The sequence below is a fragment of the Streptomyces sp. NPDC051909 genome (assembly GCF_040681095.1).
Lineage (GTDB): Bacteria > Actinomycetota > Actinomycetes > Streptomycetales > Streptomycetaceae > Streptomyces.
In genome coordinates, this window is the sequence record NZ_JBFAYA010000005.1 from 239,811 (window position 1) to 255,495 (window position 15,685).

Annotated in this window: 12 protein-coding genes; 3 read left to right on the forward strand and 9 right to left on the reverse strand. The window is 72.2% G+C overall.

Annotated elements, in window-relative coordinates:
* Positions 1–5: 5 nt before the first annotated feature.
* The gene (locus AB0M18_RS10550) at positions 6–920 is read left to right on the forward strand and encodes a tyrosine-protein phosphatase (protein WP_365756453.1); all 915 of its coding nucleotides are present in this window, start codon (positions 6–8) and stop codon (positions 918–920) included.
* 231 nt (positions 921–1,151) lie between these two features.
* Here the strand turns inward: AB0M18_RS10550 and AB0M18_RS10555 are convergent, their stop codons facing one another.
* Genes AB0M18_RS10555 through AB0M18_RS10570 form a run of 4 tightly spaced genes read right to left on the reverse strand, consistent with a single transcriptional unit; the run spans position 1,152 to position 4,922 of the window.
* Positions 1,152–2,309: an acetyl-CoA C-acetyltransferase gene (locus tag AB0M18_RS10555; protein ID WP_365756454.1), complete on the reverse strand. Its 1,158-nt coding sequence runs from the start codon at positions 2,307–2,309 to the stop codon at positions 1,152–1,154.
* 19 nt (positions 2,310–2,328) lie between these two features.
* On the reverse strand, positions 2,329–2,958 hold the full coding sequence (locus tag AB0M18_RS10560; protein ID WP_365756455.1) for a TetR/AcrR family transcriptional regulator: 630 nt from the start codon (positions 2,956–2,958) through the stop codon (positions 2,329–2,331).
* Between the two features lie 15 nt (positions 2,959–2,973).
* The gene (locus AB0M18_RS10565; RefSeq protein WP_365756456.1) at positions 2,974–3,780 is read right to left on the reverse strand and encodes an SDR family oxidoreductase; all 807 of its coding nucleotides are present in this window, start codon (positions 3,778–3,780) and stop codon (positions 2,974–2,976) included.
* The gene (locus AB0M18_RS10570; RefSeq protein ID WP_365756457.1) at positions 3,777–4,922 is read right to left on the reverse strand and encodes an acyl-CoA dehydrogenase family protein; all 1,146 of its coding nucleotides are present in this window, start codon (positions 4,920–4,922) and stop codon (positions 3,777–3,779) included. The genes AB0M18_RS10565 and AB0M18_RS10570 overlap by 4 nt, the downstream gene beginning before the upstream one ends.
* Positions 4,923–4,966: 44 nt before the next feature.
* Here AB0M18_RS10570 and AB0M18_RS10575 point away from each other — a divergent pair, with 44 nt between their 5' ends.
* Positions 4,967–6,121, forward strand: a complete 1,155-nt coding sequence (locus AB0M18_RS10575; protein ID WP_365756458.1) for an acyl-CoA dehydrogenase family protein — start codon at positions 4,967–4,969, stop codon at positions 6,119–6,121.
* Positions 6,121–7,107: an acyl-CoA dehydrogenase gene (locus AB0M18_RS10580; protein ID WP_365756459.1), complete on the forward strand. Its 987-nt coding sequence runs from the start codon at positions 6,121–6,123 to the stop codon at positions 7,105–7,107. Before AB0M18_RS10575 ends, AB0M18_RS10580 begins: the two co-directional genes overlap by 1 nt.
* A 161-nt stretch (positions 7,108–7,268) precedes the next feature.
* Here AB0M18_RS10580 and AB0M18_RS10585 read toward each other — a convergent pair whose 3' ends face one another.
* The 5 genes from AB0M18_RS10585 to gltB form a co-directional block, all read right to left on the reverse strand.
* The gene (locus AB0M18_RS10585) at positions 7,269–7,793 is read right to left on the reverse strand and encodes a pyridoxamine 5'-phosphate oxidase family protein (RefSeq protein WP_365756460.1); all 525 of its coding nucleotides are present in this window, start codon (positions 7,791–7,793) and stop codon (positions 7,269–7,271) included.
* A 50-nt stretch (positions 7,794–7,843) separates the two neighbouring features.
* Positions 7,844–8,236 (reverse strand): VOC family protein, encoded by a 393-nt coding sequence (locus tag AB0M18_RS10590; RefSeq protein ID WP_365756461.1) that lies wholly within the window; start codon positions 8,234–8,236, stop codon positions 7,844–7,846.
* Between the two features lie 56 nt (positions 8,237–8,292).
* Complete coding sequence (locus AB0M18_RS10595) at positions 8,293–9,018, reverse strand: VWA domain-containing protein (RefSeq protein WP_365756462.1); 726 nt, start codon at positions 9,016–9,018, stop codon at positions 8,293–8,295.
* Positions 9,019–9,195: 177 nt separating this feature from the next.
* Positions 9,196–10,656 carry a glutamate synthase subunit beta gene (locus AB0M18_RS10600; protein WP_365756463.1) on the reverse strand — a complete coding sequence of 487 codons (1,461 nt, stop codon included), beginning with the start codon at positions 10,654–10,656 and terminating at the stop codon, positions 9,196–9,198.
* Positions 10,649–15,250 carry a glutamate synthase large subunit gene (gene gltB / locus AB0M18_RS10605; protein WP_365756464.1) on the reverse strand — a complete coding sequence of 1,534 codons (4,602 nt, stop codon included), beginning with the start codon at positions 15,248–15,250 and terminating at the stop codon, positions 10,649–10,651. The genes AB0M18_RS10600 and gltB overlap by 8 nt, the downstream gene beginning before the upstream one ends.
* Positions 15,251–15,685: the final 435 nt, after the last annotated feature.

The following is a 15,685-nucleotide window of genomic DNA, read 5'->3' on the forward strand; positions in this document are numbered from 1 at the left end:
CAGCCATGTCTCTGCCGAGACGCGCACTGTCGAGACGCGCACTGCTGAGCACCGCCGGCGCCACCGCTCTCCTCGCGGTCGCGGCCCCACCCGTCCTGGCCCGGCCCCGCCCCCGCAGCACCGCCGCCACCATCCGCCAGATCCCCCTCCAGGGCGCGGTCAACGTCCGTGACCTGGGCGGATACCTCACGTACGACGGGGCCCGGGTCCGCAGCGGCCTGGTCTACCGCGGCGACCACCTCGGCAGGCTGACCGCCGCCGACGTGACCGTGCTCGGCGCCCTGGGGCTCTCTCGCGTGGTCGACTTCCGGATCCCGCTGGAGGTGCAGTACGACGGCGCGGACCGGCTGCCGGCCGGGGTCGCCGCCGTCTCCCGCTCCGTCACCGACAACGGTCTGTACGGGCAGCTGCTCACCGCGATCGGCTCGCGCGACCCGGTCCGGCAGGAGGAGATGCTCGGCGGCGGCCGGGCCGCGGCCTTCATGACGGAGGTGTACCGCACCTTCGTCACCAGCGCGGCCAACCGGGAGCGGTTCGGGGCGACCCTGCGCGAGCTCGCCGCCCCGGGCGCCGGCCCGCAGCTCTACCACTGCACCTCGGGCAAGGACCGTACGGGCTGGGCGAGTTGGCTGCTGCTCACGCTCGTCGGGGTGCCGGAGCGCACGGCCACCGAGGACTATCTGGCCTCCAACACCTTCCGCGCGGCCTACGACGCCAGGGTGCGGGAGGGGCTGAAGCAGGGCGGCCTCATGCAGAACCCCGACCTGATCATTCCGCTCCAGGAGGTCCGCCAGGAGTACCTGGACGCGGCCCTCGCCGAGGTGCGGTCCGGCTACGGCACCCTGTTCCGGTACGTGACGGAGGGCCTGGGCCTGGACCTGCGCACGCTGGCGGGGCTCCGGGACCGGCTGGTCGCCTGACCCGTACGCGAGGGAGCGCGGCCCCTCACGCGGGGGCCGCGCCCGTATCCGTACAAGAGGAGGCCCTACAGCCGCTCGATGATCGTCACGTTCGCCTGCCCGCCGCCCTCGCACATGGCCCCCCCTTTCCACCGGCCCCCTCGCACCGCTCGGCCCCAGGGGGCCTCACGGGCTTCGGGAGCCTGCGCCGGCCTCCGGCCGGACGGCGGAGGGTTGCGGCGGCAGTCGTGGTCAGAGCCGCTCGATGATCGTCACGTTCGCCTGCCCGCCGCCCTCGCACATGGTCTGCAGGCCGTAGCGCCCGCCCGTGCGCTCCAGTTCGTGCAGCAGGGTCGTCATCAGCCTCACACCGGTGGCGCCGAGCGGGTGGCCGAGGGCGATGGCGCCGCCGTTGACGTTGACGCGTTCCGGGTCGGCGCCGGTCTCCTTGAGCCAGGCGAGGACGACCGGGGCGAAGGCCTCGTTGATCTCGACGAGGTCGATGTCGTCGATGGTCATGCCGGTCTTCTTCAGGGCGTGGGCGGTGGCCGGGATCGGCGCGGACAGCATCCGGATGGGGTCCTCGCCGCGCACCGACAGGTGGTGGACGCGGGCCCGGGGCGTGAGCCCGTGTTCGCGCACCGCCCGCTCGCTCGCGACCAGCATCGCCGCCGCTCCGTCCGAGACCTGGGAGGAGCAGGCGGCGGTGATGGTGCCGCCCTCGACGACCGGCGTGAGCCCGGCCATCTTCTCCAGGCTGGTGTCGCGGCGCGGCCCCTCGTCGACGGTCACGTCACCGTAGGCGACGGTCTCCCGCGCGAAACGGCCCTCGTCGATGGCGCGCAGGGCCCGCCGGTGCGAGCGGAGGGCGAACTCCTCCTGGTCGCGGCGGGTGATGCCCCACTTGGCGGCGATGAGTTCGGCGCCGTGGAACTGGTTGACCGGCGCGTCGCCGTAGCGGGCCCGCCAGCCCTCGGATCCTGCGTACGGGCCCTGGTCGAGGCCGAGGGGTTCGGCGGCCTGCCGGGAGGCGAAGGCGATCGGGATCATGGTCATGTTCTGGGTGCCGCCGGCGACGACCAGGTCCTGGGTGCCGGAGAGCACGCCCTGCGCGGCGAAGTGGACGGCCTGCTGGGAGGAGCCGCACTGGCGGTCGATCGTGACGCCGGGGACCTCCTCGGGGAGCCCGGCGGCGAGCCAGCAGGTGCGGGCGATGTCGCCGGCCTGCGGCCCGACGGTGTCGAGGCAGCCGAAGACCACGTCCTCGACGGCGGCGGGGTCGATGCCGGTGCGCCCGACGAGCGCCTTCAGGACGTGGGCGCCGAGGTCCGCCGGATGGACGGCGCCGAGCCCGCCCCTGCGGCGGCCCACCGGGGTGCGGACCGCGTCGACGATGTAGGCCTCGGCCATGGCTGCTCCTCTGAGAGGTCTAGGGGTTTCGTACGGCGATCCCGTCGAGCACCATCGACAGGTACTGGCGGGCGATCTCGTCCGGGCTGTGCCCGCCGCCCGGGCGGTACCAGCTCGCGGCGACCCAGACGGTGTCGCGCACGAAGCGGTAGGTGAGCCGGATGTCGAGGTCGGCGCGGAAGACGCCGGACTCGACGCCGCGCTCCAGGGTGCCGAGCCAGGCCTTCTCGAACTTGACCTGGGAGTCGGCGAGATAGTGGAAGCGGGGCTGGTCGGAGAGGTGTCTGGCCTCCTTCTGGTAGATGGCGACGGCGGCGCGGTGCCGGTCGATCTCCCGGAAGGACTCGGTGACCAGGGCCTCGATGGTCTCCCTGGGACCGTGCCCGGCGGCGAGCACGGTGTCGTACCCGTCCCAGAGCTCGTTCAGGAAGCCGGAGAGGATCTCGTCGAGCATCGATTCCTTGGAATCGAAGTGGTAGTAGAGGCTGCCGGCGAGCATGCCCGCCTCGTCGGCGATCTTGCGGACGGTGGTGGCGTTGTAGCCCTGGGCGGCGAAGACCTCTGCGGCGGTGTCGAGCAGCTCGCGGCGCCGCTCGGGCGAGGCGGTCACCTGGGTCTTCTTCTTCGGGGAAGGCTTCGTCGTTGGCACACGTCCATTGTTGTCCTACGGATGCCGGCTGCTGACGGAGACCGTCTCGCCGGTCATGTACGAGGAGTAGTCGCCGGCCAGGAAGACGATCACGTTGGCGACCTCCCACGGCTCCGCGTACCGCCCGAAGGCCTCGCGCGCGGTCAGCTCGTCGAGCAGCTCGGCCGAGGTGACCTTGACCAGGTGGGGGTGCATGGCGAGGGAGGGGGCGACGGCGTTGACGCGTACGCCGTACGCGGCGGCCTCGACGGCGGCGCAGCGGGTGAGGGCCATGACGCCGGCCTTGGCGGCGGCGTAGTGGGCCTGGCCGGCCTGGGCGCGCCAGCCGACGACGGAGGCGTTGTTGACGATGACGCCCTTCCCTTCGGTTCCGTTCCCGCTGTCGCGGAAGTGGCGGAGGGCGGCGCGGGTGCAGCGCATGGTGCCGTTCAGGGTGACGTCGAGGACCCGGTCCCACTGGTCGTCGGTCATGTCGACGAGTGCGGCGGTGCCGCCGAGGCCGGCGTTGTTGACGAGGACGTCGAGGCGGCCGTGGAGCCGTACGGCGGTGTCGTAGAGGGCCTGGACCTGGGTCTCGTCGGTGACGTCGCAGGGCCGGGCGGCGACCCTGTCGGAGCCGAACTCGGCGGCGAGGGCGCTCTCGGTCTCCTTGAGGCGGCGGGCGTGGGCGTCGCTGATCAGCACGCGGGCGCCCTCCTCCAGGAGGCGGCGGGCGGTGGCGCCGCCGATGCCGGCGCCGGCGGCGGCGGTGACGACGGCGCTGCGGCCGGCGAGCAGGCCGTGGCCTTCGACATAGGGCGGCGGGGGTGTGCGGGGGCTCATGCGCGCGGCTCCTTCGGGAGGCCGAGCACCCGCTCGGCGATGATGTTCCGCTGGATCTCGCTCGACCCGGCGTAGATCGTGTCGGCCCGGGAGAAGAGGAACAGGCGCTGCCAGTCGTCGAGTTCGTACGGTTCGCCGGCGGCGAGGGTGGCGGCGGCGCCGCGCACGTCCATGGCGAGTTCGCCGAGGTCGCGGTGCCAGTGGGACCAGGAGAGCTTGGCCAGGGAGGGTTCGGTGCCGGTGCGTGCGTGGGCGCGCAGGGTGCGCAGGCCGGTCCAGGCGCGGACGAGCCGGTCGCGGATCAGCGGGTCGGCGGCGGCGCCGTTGGCGCGGGCGAGGGCGATCAGGGCTTCGAGTTCGCGGCGGAAGCCGACCTGCTGGCCGAGGGTGGAGACGCCTCGCTCGTAGCCGAGGGTGGCCATGGCGATCCGCCAGCCGTCGCCGGGCGCTCCGACCACGTGGGCGGCGGAGGTGCGGGCGCCGTCGAAGAAGACCTCGTTGAACTCGCTGGTACCGGTGAGCTGCACGATGGGCCGGATGTCGACGCCGGGCTGGTCGAGCGGGACGAGGAGGTAGGAGAGCCCGGTGTGCGGGCGTGAGCCCGGGGTGCGTGCCTCCGTCCGGGCGAGGACGAAGCACCACTGGGACTCGTGGGCGAGCGAGGTCCAGATCTTCTGGCCGTGCACGACCCACTCGTCACCGTCGCGGACCGCGCGGGTGCGGACGGCGGCGAGGTCGGAGCCGGCGTCGGGCTCGCTGTAGCCCTGGCACCACAGCTCCTCGACGGCCCGGATCGGGGGCAGGAAGCGGGCCTTCTGCTCCTCGGTGCCGTGGTCGACGAGCGTGGGGCCGAGGAGCTGCTCGCCGATGTGGTTGACCCGGGCGGGGGCGTCGGCGAGGGCGTACTCCTCGTGGAAGGCGATCTGCTCCTCGACGCTCGCGCCGCGGCCGCCGTACTCCTTCGGCCAGCCGAGGCAGGTCCAGCCGTGGGCGGCCATGTGCCGTTCCCAGGCGAGCCGTCCGGCGAACGCCTCGTGCTCGCGGCCGGGCCCGCCGAGCCCCTTCAACGCCCCGTATTCACCGGCGAGTCCGGCCTTCAGCCAGTCGCGTGCCTCGGCGCGGAACTCCTCGACGCTGCTCATGGTCGCACGGTAACCTACCAAACACTTGTTAGGGAAGGATGCCGATGGACCTGACCAGCTCGCCCGGGGAAGCGGAGTTCCGGGCCGATGCCCGGGCCTGGCTGCGCGCCCATGTGCCCGCCGAGCCGCTGCCGTCCCTGGAGACCGCCGAGGGCTTCGCCGCCCATCGCGCCTGGGAGGCCGAACTCGCCGCCGGCCGCTGGTCGGTGGTCTCCTGGCCGGAGCGGTACGGCGGCCGGGACGCCGACATCTTCCGCTGGCTGGCCTTCGAGGAGGAGTACTACGCGGCGGGCGCGCCCGGCCGGGTCTCGCAGAACGGCATCAACCTGCTCGCCCCCACCCTCTTCGAGCACGCCTCCGAGGAACAGCGGGCCCGGGTCCTGCCGTCCATGGCGAGCGGCGAGACGATCTGGGCACAGGCCTGGTCCGAGCCGGAGGCCGGCTCCGACCTGGCCTCGCTGACCTCGCGGGCGGTGCGGACGGCGGGCGGCTGGCTGCTCTCCGGGCAGAAGACCTGGTCCTCGCGGGCCGCGTTCGCCGACCGGGCCTTCGGGATCTTCCGCACCGGCCCGGCGCCGGCGGCCGAGGGGCGGCCGCACCGGGGCCTGACGTATCTGATGTTCGACCTCCGCGCGCCCGGCGTGACCGTCCGGCCGATCGGGCGGCTCGACGGCAAGCCGGCCTTCGCCGAGCTGTTCCTGGACGAGGTGTTCGTGCCGGACGAGGACGTCATCGGCGAGCCCGGCCAGGGCTGGCGGATCGCCATGTCCGCCACCGGGAACGAACGCGGGCTCACCCTCCGCTCCCCCGGCCGATTCCTGGCCGCCGCCGACCGGCTCGTACGGCTGTGGCGGGAGCGGGCGGACCCGGCGGACACCGCGCTGCGCGACCGGGTCGCGGACGCCGTGATCGGGGCACGGGCGTATCAGCTGTTCACGGCCGCCGGGGCGTCCCGCTTCGCGGGGGGCGAGGCCATCGGCGCCGAGTCGAGCCTCAACAAGGTGTTCTGGTCGACGTACGACATCGCCCTGCACGAGACCGCACTCGATCTGCTCGGCGCGGACGGGGAGCTGGCGGACACCGAGTGGGCCGAGGGGCATGTCTTCTCGCTCGCCGGGCCGATCTACGCGGGCACCAACGAGATCCAGCGCGACATCATCGCCGAGCGGCTGCTCGGCCTTCCGAAGGGCCGCCGCTGATGCGTTTCCTGCCGACCGACGAGCAGCGCGCCTTCGCGCGCTCGCTCGACGCGCTGCTGACCGCCGCCGACACCCCGGCGGCGATCCGGGCCCGGGCCGCGGGCGACGACGGCCCGGCGCGGGCGCTGTGGGCGCGGCTCGGCGGGGCGGGGGTGTTCGCGCTCGCCGTGCCCGAGGCGTACGAGGGGGCGGGACCGCTGCCGGTGGAACTCGCCCACGCCTTCGTGGAGGTGGGCCGCCACGCGGTGCCCGGGCCGCTGGTGGAGACGGTCGCGGCGGGCGCGCTGCTCACCGCGCTCGCCGCGCGGGGCGAGACCGGCCCGGCCAAGCGCTTCCTGCCGGGGATCGCGGAGGGCACGACGGTGGCGACGCTCGCGGTGGACGAGGTGTCCCCGTACGCGCTCGACCCGGACGCCGCCGATCTGCTGTTCGTCGTACGGGGCGCGGAGCTGCGGCTCGCGCCCGGTCACGAGGGGCTTCGGCTGTCGGCGGACCCGGTGCGCCGGCTCGCCCGGCCCGCGGCGGGCGGCGAACTCCTCGCGGCCGGCCCCGCCGTCCTCGCCGCGGCCGACCGGGCCCGCGACTGGGCGCTGCTCGCGACGGCCGCGCAGGCGCTGGGCGTGGGACGGGGACTCCTGGACCGCACGGTGGCGTACGCGAGGCAGCGCACCCAGTTCGGCGCCCCGATCGGCTCCTTCCAGGCGGTCAAGCACCGTCTCGCGGACACCCTGCTCGCCCTGGAGTTCGCCCGCCCGCTGCTCTTCGGAGCGGCGCTCACCTTCGCGAGCGGTGATCTCGCGGCGGCGAAGGTCACGGCCGGCGAGGCCGCCCGCACGGCCGCCGCCACCGCCCTCCAGCTCCACGGCGCCATCGGCTACACGGAGGAACTCGACCTCTCCCTCTGGCTCCGCAAACCCCGCCCCCTGCGCGACGCCTGGGGCACCCCGTCATGGTGCCGGGCGCGGGTCCTCGCGGACCGGCCCTAGGGCCTGTCCGGCGGATCAGGGTCGGACAGGCCGCGGCGTCTGGTGCGGTGTGTGGCAAGGCGCCGGAGCGTCTCGATAGCGGAGCTATCGGGACGTTTCGGCAACGCGGCGAGGTGCCGTGCCAGGCGTCGCGGACCCGGCCATGATCCGCCGGACAGGCCCTAGGCGGGGACCTCGCGCGGCGGGCTGTCGTCGTTGCCGCGCCGGAGCGTCCGCACCCCGCGTCCCGGGGACCAGGTGCGCAGGACGATCTCCTCGCCGTCGACGTACGTCCGGACGACCTCGGTGAGCTCGACCCGGAAGACATGGAACGGCATCGGCATGCCGACCTCGGTCGCGTACCAGTCCAGCTTCTCCGGGTCGGTGATCTCGATCGCGCGGCCGGAGATCCGGACGTCGCCGCCGCCCATGCTCGTGCCCTCGCCGGGGTTGGCGAGCAGCGAGAAGCGGGGGTCGCGCTGCACGTCACGGGCCTTGCGCGAGTTCGGCATCATGCCGAGGTACAGCTCACCGGCCCGGAAGTCGGCCTCGATGCCACTGAGCCGCGGCGAGCCGTCCTTGCGGAGGCTGGCGAGGGCGTGATGGGTGTACTGGCCGAAGCGCTCGCGGACGGTCGCGGCGAGCTCGGGTTCGGCGGCCTCGAAGGCCGCCCAGGTGATCGGGGTGCTGGTTCCGGTGTCTCCCATGTCTCCAGGAGACACCGGAATCCCGACACCTTCCGTCCGGATTACTCCGCCTACTCCGCCTGCTCCCCCTGCTCCGCGCGCTCCGCCCTGCCGCGCTCGACGCAGAACTCGTTGCCCTCGGGGTCGGCCATGACCACCCAGCCGGTGCCGTCCGGGCGGCGCCGGTCGTCGACGACGCTCGCGCCGAGCGCGACGACCCGCTCGACCTCCTCGTCGCGGGTCCGGTCCTGCGGCTGGAGGTCGAGGTGGATCCGGTTCTTCACGGACTTCTTCTCGGGCACCTGGATGAAGAGCAGACCGGCGCCCGGCGTCTCCAGGAGGGCCTCGGGGTCGCCGGGGTTGTCGTCGTCGGAGAGCTTGGCCTCGAGGACCCGGGCCCAGAACGATCCCAGGGCGTAGGCGTCGGAACAGTCGATGGTGACGTGGCGCACAAGAGAACTCATGCGGTCACTATCGCCCGCCCCGGACGCCCCCGACCACTCGATTTCGCGGCGGGGAATCAGCCGGATCGGCGGACGATGCCCTGGGCGCGGGCGGCGGCGAGCCAGGCGGGGAAGTCGGCGACGAGCCGGTCGTACAGCTCGGCGTCCGGGACCCTGCGCGGGTCCTTCCCGGCGTGGAAGAAGCCGGCGTTGTCGACGACCCGCTTCGCCGGCACCGCGAGCTCGTCGAGCCTGCGCAGGAAGTCGAACTGCCGGCTGTCCGGGTCGCCGAAGCCGACGAACTGCCAGAACAGCGGCAGCCGGGCCGCCTTGCAGACGTACCGCTCGGCGGCGGGCCTGCTGATCGGCCCGCCGTCGGTCTGGAAGACGACGAGCGCGGGCGCGTCCGTGCCGCTGTCCAGGTAGTGGTCGATGACCGCGTCCATGGCCAGGTGGTAGCTGGTCTTGCCCATGTGCCCGAGCCCGGCGACGATCCGGTCGATCCGCCCCTTGTGGTCGGCGAGCGCGATCTCGGTCTCGGCGTCGACGTCCGTGGAGAAGAAGACCACGGGCACCCGCCCGTCGTCGTCGAGCTGCGCGGAGAGCCCGAGCACCCGGTCGGCGAGGGCCTGCACGGTGCCGTCGGCGTAGTAGGGCTTCATGGAGCCGGAGTAGTCGACGACGAGGTAGACGGCGACCCGCTGTCCCTCGATCCCGTGCCTCCGGAGCGAGTCACCCGCCTCCTTGTAGAGGCTGACCAGCGCGGGAGCGCTCTCCTCGACCTTGCGCAGACTCAGGGCCACGGACGGCCCCCCTCCCTCATCGGCTCATCGCGTAACGGCTGCCGAGCGTACGGGATCGGGACCGGTTCCGAATGCGCCGCGGCGCCCTACCCAGTCGTCCGGTCGGGGACATTCGGGGGGCGCCGCGCTCAGTTCCGTACGTCGTTGTACGGGACGTCCAAGGGGTGATCCGGCGGATCAGACCATCAGGGAACGGTCCGTCGGGCGGATCGGGGCCGGCAGGGAGCTGGCACCCGTGAGGTGGCGGTCGACGCCGCGGGCGGCCGAGCGGCCCTCCGCGATGGCCCACACGATCAGGGACTGACCGCGGCCGGCGTCACCGGCGACGAAGACGCCATCGACATTGGTGGCGAAGTCCGCGTCACGGGCGATGTTACCCCGCTCGTCGAGGTCCAGACCAAACTGCGCGACCAGACCGTTCTCCACGTCGGTGCCGGTGAAGCCCATCGCGAGCGTGACCAGCTGGGCGGGGATCTTCCGCTCCGTGCCCGGCTTCTGGGTCAGCTTGCCGTCGACGAACTCGACCTCGACCAGGTGCAGGAACTGGACGTTGCCGTCCTCGTCGCCCTCGAAGTGGGTGGTGGAGACGGAGTAGACCCGCTCGCCGCCCTCCTCGTGGGCCGAGGTGACCTTGTAGAGCATGGGGAAGGTCGGCCAGGGCTGGCCGGCGTTCCGCTCCTCGCCCGGCTTCGGCATGATCTCCAGCTGGGTGACCGAGGCCGCGCCCTGGCGGTGCGCCGTACCGACGCAGTCCGCGCCGGTGTCGCCGCCGCCGATGACGACCACGTGCTTGCCCTCGGCGGTGATCGGCGGGGCGACGAAGTCGCCCTCCTGCACCTTGTTGGCGAGCGGCAGGTACTCCATCGCCTGGTGGATGCCCGCCAGCTCGCGGCCGGGCACGGGCAGGTCGCGGGCGGTGGTGGCGCCGGCCGCGATCACGACCGCGTCGAAACGCTTGCGCAGGTCGGTCGCGGTGATGTCGCGGCCCACCTCGACGCCGGTGCGGAACTTGGTGCCCTCCGCGCGCATCTGCTCGATGCGGCGGTTGATGTGCCGCTTCTCCATCTTGAACTCGGGGATGCCGTAGCGCAGCAGACCGCCGATGCGGTCGGCCCGCTCGTACACGACCACGGTGTGGCCGGCCCGGGTCAGCTGCTGGGCGGCGGCGAGACCCGAGGGTCCCGAGCCGATCACGGCGACGGTCTTGCCGGACAGGCGCTCGGGCGCCTGCGGCGTGACGTCGCCGCCGTCCCACGCCTTGTCGATGATCGAGACCTCGACGTTCTTGATGGTGACGGCCGGCTGGTTGATGCCGAGCACGCACGCCGACTCGCACGGAGCCGGGCACAGGCGGCCGGTGAACTCCGGGAAGTTGTTGGTGGCGTGCAGCCGCTCCGACGCCGCCGCCCAGTCCTCGCGGTAGGCGTAGTCGTTCCACTCGGGGATCAGGTTCCCGAGCGGGCAGCCGTTGTGGCAGAACGGGATGCCGCAGTCCATGCAGCGGCCGGCCTGCTTGCTGATGATCGGCAGCAGGGAGCCGGGGACGTAGACCTCGTTCCAGTCCTTGACGCGCTCGGCGACGGGCCGGGTCCGGGCGACCTCGCGGCCGGTGGTGAGAAAGCCCTTCGGGTCAGCCATGGGTCGCCGCCTCCATCATCTTCTCGGTGGTCTCGGCCTCGGAGAGGCCGGCGAGCTCAGCGGCGTCCTTGGCGGCGAGCACTGCCTTGTACGTGGTGGGGATGATCTTGCTGAAGCGGGCCGCGGCGGCGTCCCAGTCGGCGAGCAGCTTCTCGGCGACCGTGGAGCCGGTCTCCTCCTGGTGGCGGCGCACGACGTCGTGCAGCCACTCCCGGTCCGTCTCGGACAGGGCCTCGACGGCGCCCAGGTTGCCGGAGTTGACGTTGTCCCGGTTCAGGTCGATCACGTAGGCGACGCCGCCGGACATGCCCGCCGCGAAGTTGCGGCCGGTCTCGCCGAGGACGACCGCCGTGCCGCCGGTCATGTACTCGCAGCCGTGGTCGCCCACGCCCTCGGAGACGACCAGCGCGCCGGAGTTGCGGACGCAGAAGCGCTCGCCGGTGCGGCCGCGCAGGAACAGCTCGCCGCCGGTCGCGCCGTACGCGATGGTGTTGCCCGCGATGGTCGAGTACTCGGCCAGGTGGTCGGCGCCGCGGTCCGGGCGGACCACGACGCGGCCGCCGGAGAGGCCCTTGCCGACGTAGTCGTTGGCGTCGCCCTCCAGGCGGAGGGTGACACCGGCCGGCAGGAAGGCGCCGAAGGACTGGCCCGCGGAGCCGGTGAAGGTGATGTCGATGGTGTCGGCCGGCAGACCGGCGCCGCCGAAGCGCCTGGTCACCTGGTGGCCGAGCATGGTGCCGACGGTCCGGTTGATGTTCCGGATGGCGACCTGGGCGCGGACCGGCTGGGCGGCCTCGGCGGAGGCGGCGTTCAGGGCCTCGGCGGCGAGCTCGATCAGCTCGTTGTCGAGGGCCTTCTCCAGGCCGTGGTCCTGCTCGACCAGGGCGTGGCGGACCGCTCCGTCGGGCAGCGCCGGCACGTGGAAGAGCGGCTCCAGGTCCAGGCCCTGCGCCTTCCAGTGGGAGACGGCGCGGCTGGTGTCGAGCAGCTCGGCGTGGCCGACGGCCTCCTCGATCGAGCGGAAGCCCAGCTCGGCGAGGAGCTCGCGGACCTCCTGGGCGATGAACTCGAAGAAGTTGACGACGTACTCGGCCTTGCCGGAGAAGCGGTCGCGCAGGACCGGGTTCTGGGTGGCGATGCCGACCGGGCAGGTGTCGAGGTGGCAGACGCGCATCATGACGCAGCCGGAGACGACGAGCGGCGCGGTGGCGAAACCGAACTCCTCGGCGCCGAGCAGCGCGGCGATGACGACGTCGCGGCCGGTCTTCAGCTGGCCGTCGGTCTGCACGACGATGCGGTCGCGCAGTCCGTTGAGCAGCAGGGTCTGCTGGGTCTCGGCGAGGCCGAGCTCCCAGGGGCCGCCCGCGTGCTTCAGCGAGGTCAGCGGGGAGGCACCCGTACCGCCGTCGTGGCCGGAGATGAGCACGACGTCCGCGTGGGCCTTGGACACACCGGCGGCCACGGTGCCGACGCCGACCTCGGAGACCAGCTTCACGTGGATGCGGGCGGCCGGGTTGGCGTTCTTGAGGTCGTGGATCAGCTGAGCCAGGTCCTCGATGGAGTAGATGTCGTGGTGCGGCGGCGGGGAGATCAGGCCGACGCCCGGCGTCGAGTGACGCGTCTTGGCGACCCACGGGTAGACCTTGTGGCCGGGCAGCTGGCCGCCCTCGCCGGGCTTGGCGCCCTGGGCCATCTTGATCTGGATGTCGTCCGCGTTGACCAGGTACTCGCTCGTCACGCCGAAGCGGCCGGAGGCGACCTGCTTGATCGCGGAGCGGCGCGCCGGGTCGTACAGGCGGTCCGGGTCCTCGCCGCCCTCACCGGTGTTGGACTTGCCGCCCAGCTGGTTCATGGCGATGGCGAGGGTCTCGTGGGCCTCGCGCGAGATGGAGCCGTAAGACATGGCGCCGGTGGAGAAGCGCTTGACGATCTCGGAGACCGGCTCGACCTCGTCGATGGAGATCGGGGTACGGCCCTCGGCGGCGAAGCCGAACAGGCCGCGGAGCGTCATCAGGCGCTCGGACTGCTCGTTCACCCGGTCCGTGTACTTCTTGAAGATGTCGTACCGCTTGGAGCGCGTGGCGTGCTGCAGGCGGAAGACGGTCTCCGGGTCGAAGAGGTGCGGCTCGCCCTCGCGGCGCCACTGGTACTCGCCGCCGATCTCCAGGGCGCGGTGCGCCGAGGGGATGCCGGTGGCGGGGTACGCCTTGGCGTGGCGGGCGGCGACCTCCTTGGCGACCACGTCGAGGCCGGCGCCGCCGATCTTGGTGGCGGTGCCGTTGAAGTACTTCTCGACGAAGGCGGTGTCGAGGCCGACGGCCTCGAAGACCTGGGCGCCGCGGTAGGAGGCGACGGTGGAGATGCCCATCTTGGACATGACCTTGAGGACGCCCTTGCCGAGGGCGTAGATCAGGTTCCGGATGGCCTGCTCGGCCTCGACGTCCGTGATGAAGGTGCCGGCCCGGACCAGGTCCTCGACGGACTCCATGGCCAGGTACGGGTTGACCGCGGCGGCGCCGTAGCCGATGAGCAGGGCGACGTGGTGGACCTCGCGGACGTCACCGGCCTCGACGAGCAGCCCCACCTTGGTGCGCTGCTTGGTACGGATGAGGTGGTGGTGGACGGCCGCAGTGAGCAGCAGCGACGGGATCGGCGCGTGCTCGGCGTCGGAGTGCCGGTCGGACAGGACGATCAGCCGGGCGCCGTCCTCGATGGCCGCGTCGGCCTCGGCGCAGATCTCCTCGATGCGGGCGGCGAGCGCGTCGCCGCCGCCGGTGACCCGGTAGAGGCCGGAGAGGGTCACGGCCTTCATGCCGGGCATGTCGCCGTCGTGGTTGATGTGGATGAGCTTGGCCAGCTCGTCGTTGTCGATCACCGGGAAGGGCAGGGTGACGCTGCGGCAGGAGGCCGCGGTCGGGTCGAGCAGGTTGCTGCCGGGACCGAGCGAGGAGCGCAGGGAGGTGACCAGCTCTTCGCGGATGGCGTCGAGCGGCGGGTTGGTGACCTGCGCGAACAGCTGGGTGAAGTAGTCGAAGAGCAGCCGCGGGCGCTCGGACAGGGCCGCGATCGGCGAGTCCGTGCCCATGGAGCCGATCGGCTCGGCGGCGGTGCGGGCCATCGGGGCGAGGATGACGCGGAGCTCTTCCTCGGTGTAGCCGAAGGTCTGCTGGCGGCGGGTGACCGAGGCGTGGGTGTGCACGATGTGCTCGCGCTCGGGGAGGTCGGAGAGTTCGATCTCGCCGGTCTCCAGCCACTCCGCGTAGGGCTGCTCGGCGGCGAGGGCGGCCTTGATCTCGTCGTCCTCGATGATGCGGTGCTCGGCGGTGTCGACGAGGAACATCTTGCCGGGCTGCAGCCGGCCCTTGCGGACGACCTTGGCGGGGTCGATGTCGAGGACGCCGACCTCGGAGGAGAGCACGACGAGGCCCTCGTCGGTGACCCAGTAGCGGCCGGGGCGCAGACCGTTGCGGTCGAGGACCGCGCCGACCTGGACGCCGTCGGTGAAGGTGACGCAGGCCGGGCCATCCCAGGGCTCCATCAGGGTGGAGTGGTACTGGTAGAAGGCGCGGCGGGCCGGGTCCATGGAGTCGTGGTTCTCCCACGCCTCGGGGACCATCATCAGGACCGCGTGCGGGAGCGAACGGCCGCCGAGGTGGAGCAGCTCCAGGACCTCGTCGAAGGAGGCGGAGTCGGAGGCGTCCGGGGTGCAGACCGGGAAGATCCGCTCGATGCCCCTGCCGTCCCGGCCCTGGCCGAAGACGTCGCCGGCGAGCTGGGCCTCGCGGGCGGTCATCCAGTTGCGGTTGCCCTTGACCGTGTTGATCTCGCCGTTGTGCGCGACGAAGCGGTACGGGTGGGCGAGCGGCCAGCTCGGGAAGGTGTTGGTGGAGAACCGGGAGTGGACCAGGGCCACGGCGGTGGCGCAGCGGCGGTCCGACAGGTCCGGGAAGAAGGGCTCCAGCTGGCCGGTGGTCAGCATGCCCTTGTAGACGATGGTGCGGGCGGAGAGCGACGGGAAGTAGGTCCCGGCCTCGCGCTCGGCGCGCTTGCGCAGGACGAAGGCCTTGCGGTCGAGCGCGATGCCACTGTTCTCGCCTCCCCCAGACTCCGTCCGGGAGGTGCCCCCGGCGACGAAGAGCTGGCGGAAGACCGGCATGGTGGAGCGGGCGGAGGCGCCGAGCAGGTCGGGGGCGACGGGGACCTCGCGCCAGCCGAGGACGTTCAGACCCTCCTCGGACGCGATCGTCTCGATCCGCGAGACGGCCTGTGCGGAGCCGTCGGCGGGGAGGAAGGCGATGCCGACGGCGTACGAGCCGGCCTCGGGAAGCTCGAATCCGGCGACCTCGCGGAGGAAGGCGTCCGGGACCTGGAGCAGGATGCCGGCGCCGTCACCGGAGTCGGGCTCGGAGCCGGTGGCGCCGCGGTGCTCGAGATTGCGCAGTACGGTCAGCGCCTGCTCGACCAGCTCGTGGCTGGCAACACCGGTGAGGGTGGCCACGAACCCGACACCACAGGCGTCGTGTTCGTTACGGGGGTCGTACATCCCCTGCGGGGCGGGGCGACCGTCCATGGGCGACCAGGCGTCGGAACGCATCGGCTCTCCCGTCGTCGTCGTGGCATATGCAACAGCCGAGGGACGACGTTGGCCCTCCGCGAAATTTCGTGCAGGTTACATGATGGCTGGCTTCTCGGAAAGTGGATAGCTCGTTCCAGCATGCGGACACCGTCGATACGGGCGGTGGTGGGTGGTTCAGCTGTGGGGCACGAGAACGGCGGCGTTCCCATGGGGGACGGACCGAGGTTTCCGAGATCTGTCGGACGCCTCTTCGCTCCGTCGCAGAGCGGGCCTCATTGCCCGCGGCGCTTGTGCCTCATGCCCGCCGAACGGAACTTCGAAACCGCCCGGTAACCGGCTAGATATGTGGCGCTCCGCATAGTGTCTCACCGGAACGGCCGATCCGCCCAGGGAGATACGTCACAGAGACAGCGCCGCAGGTCACGTGCGTGGAGCACGCCGAAAGCCCCTGGC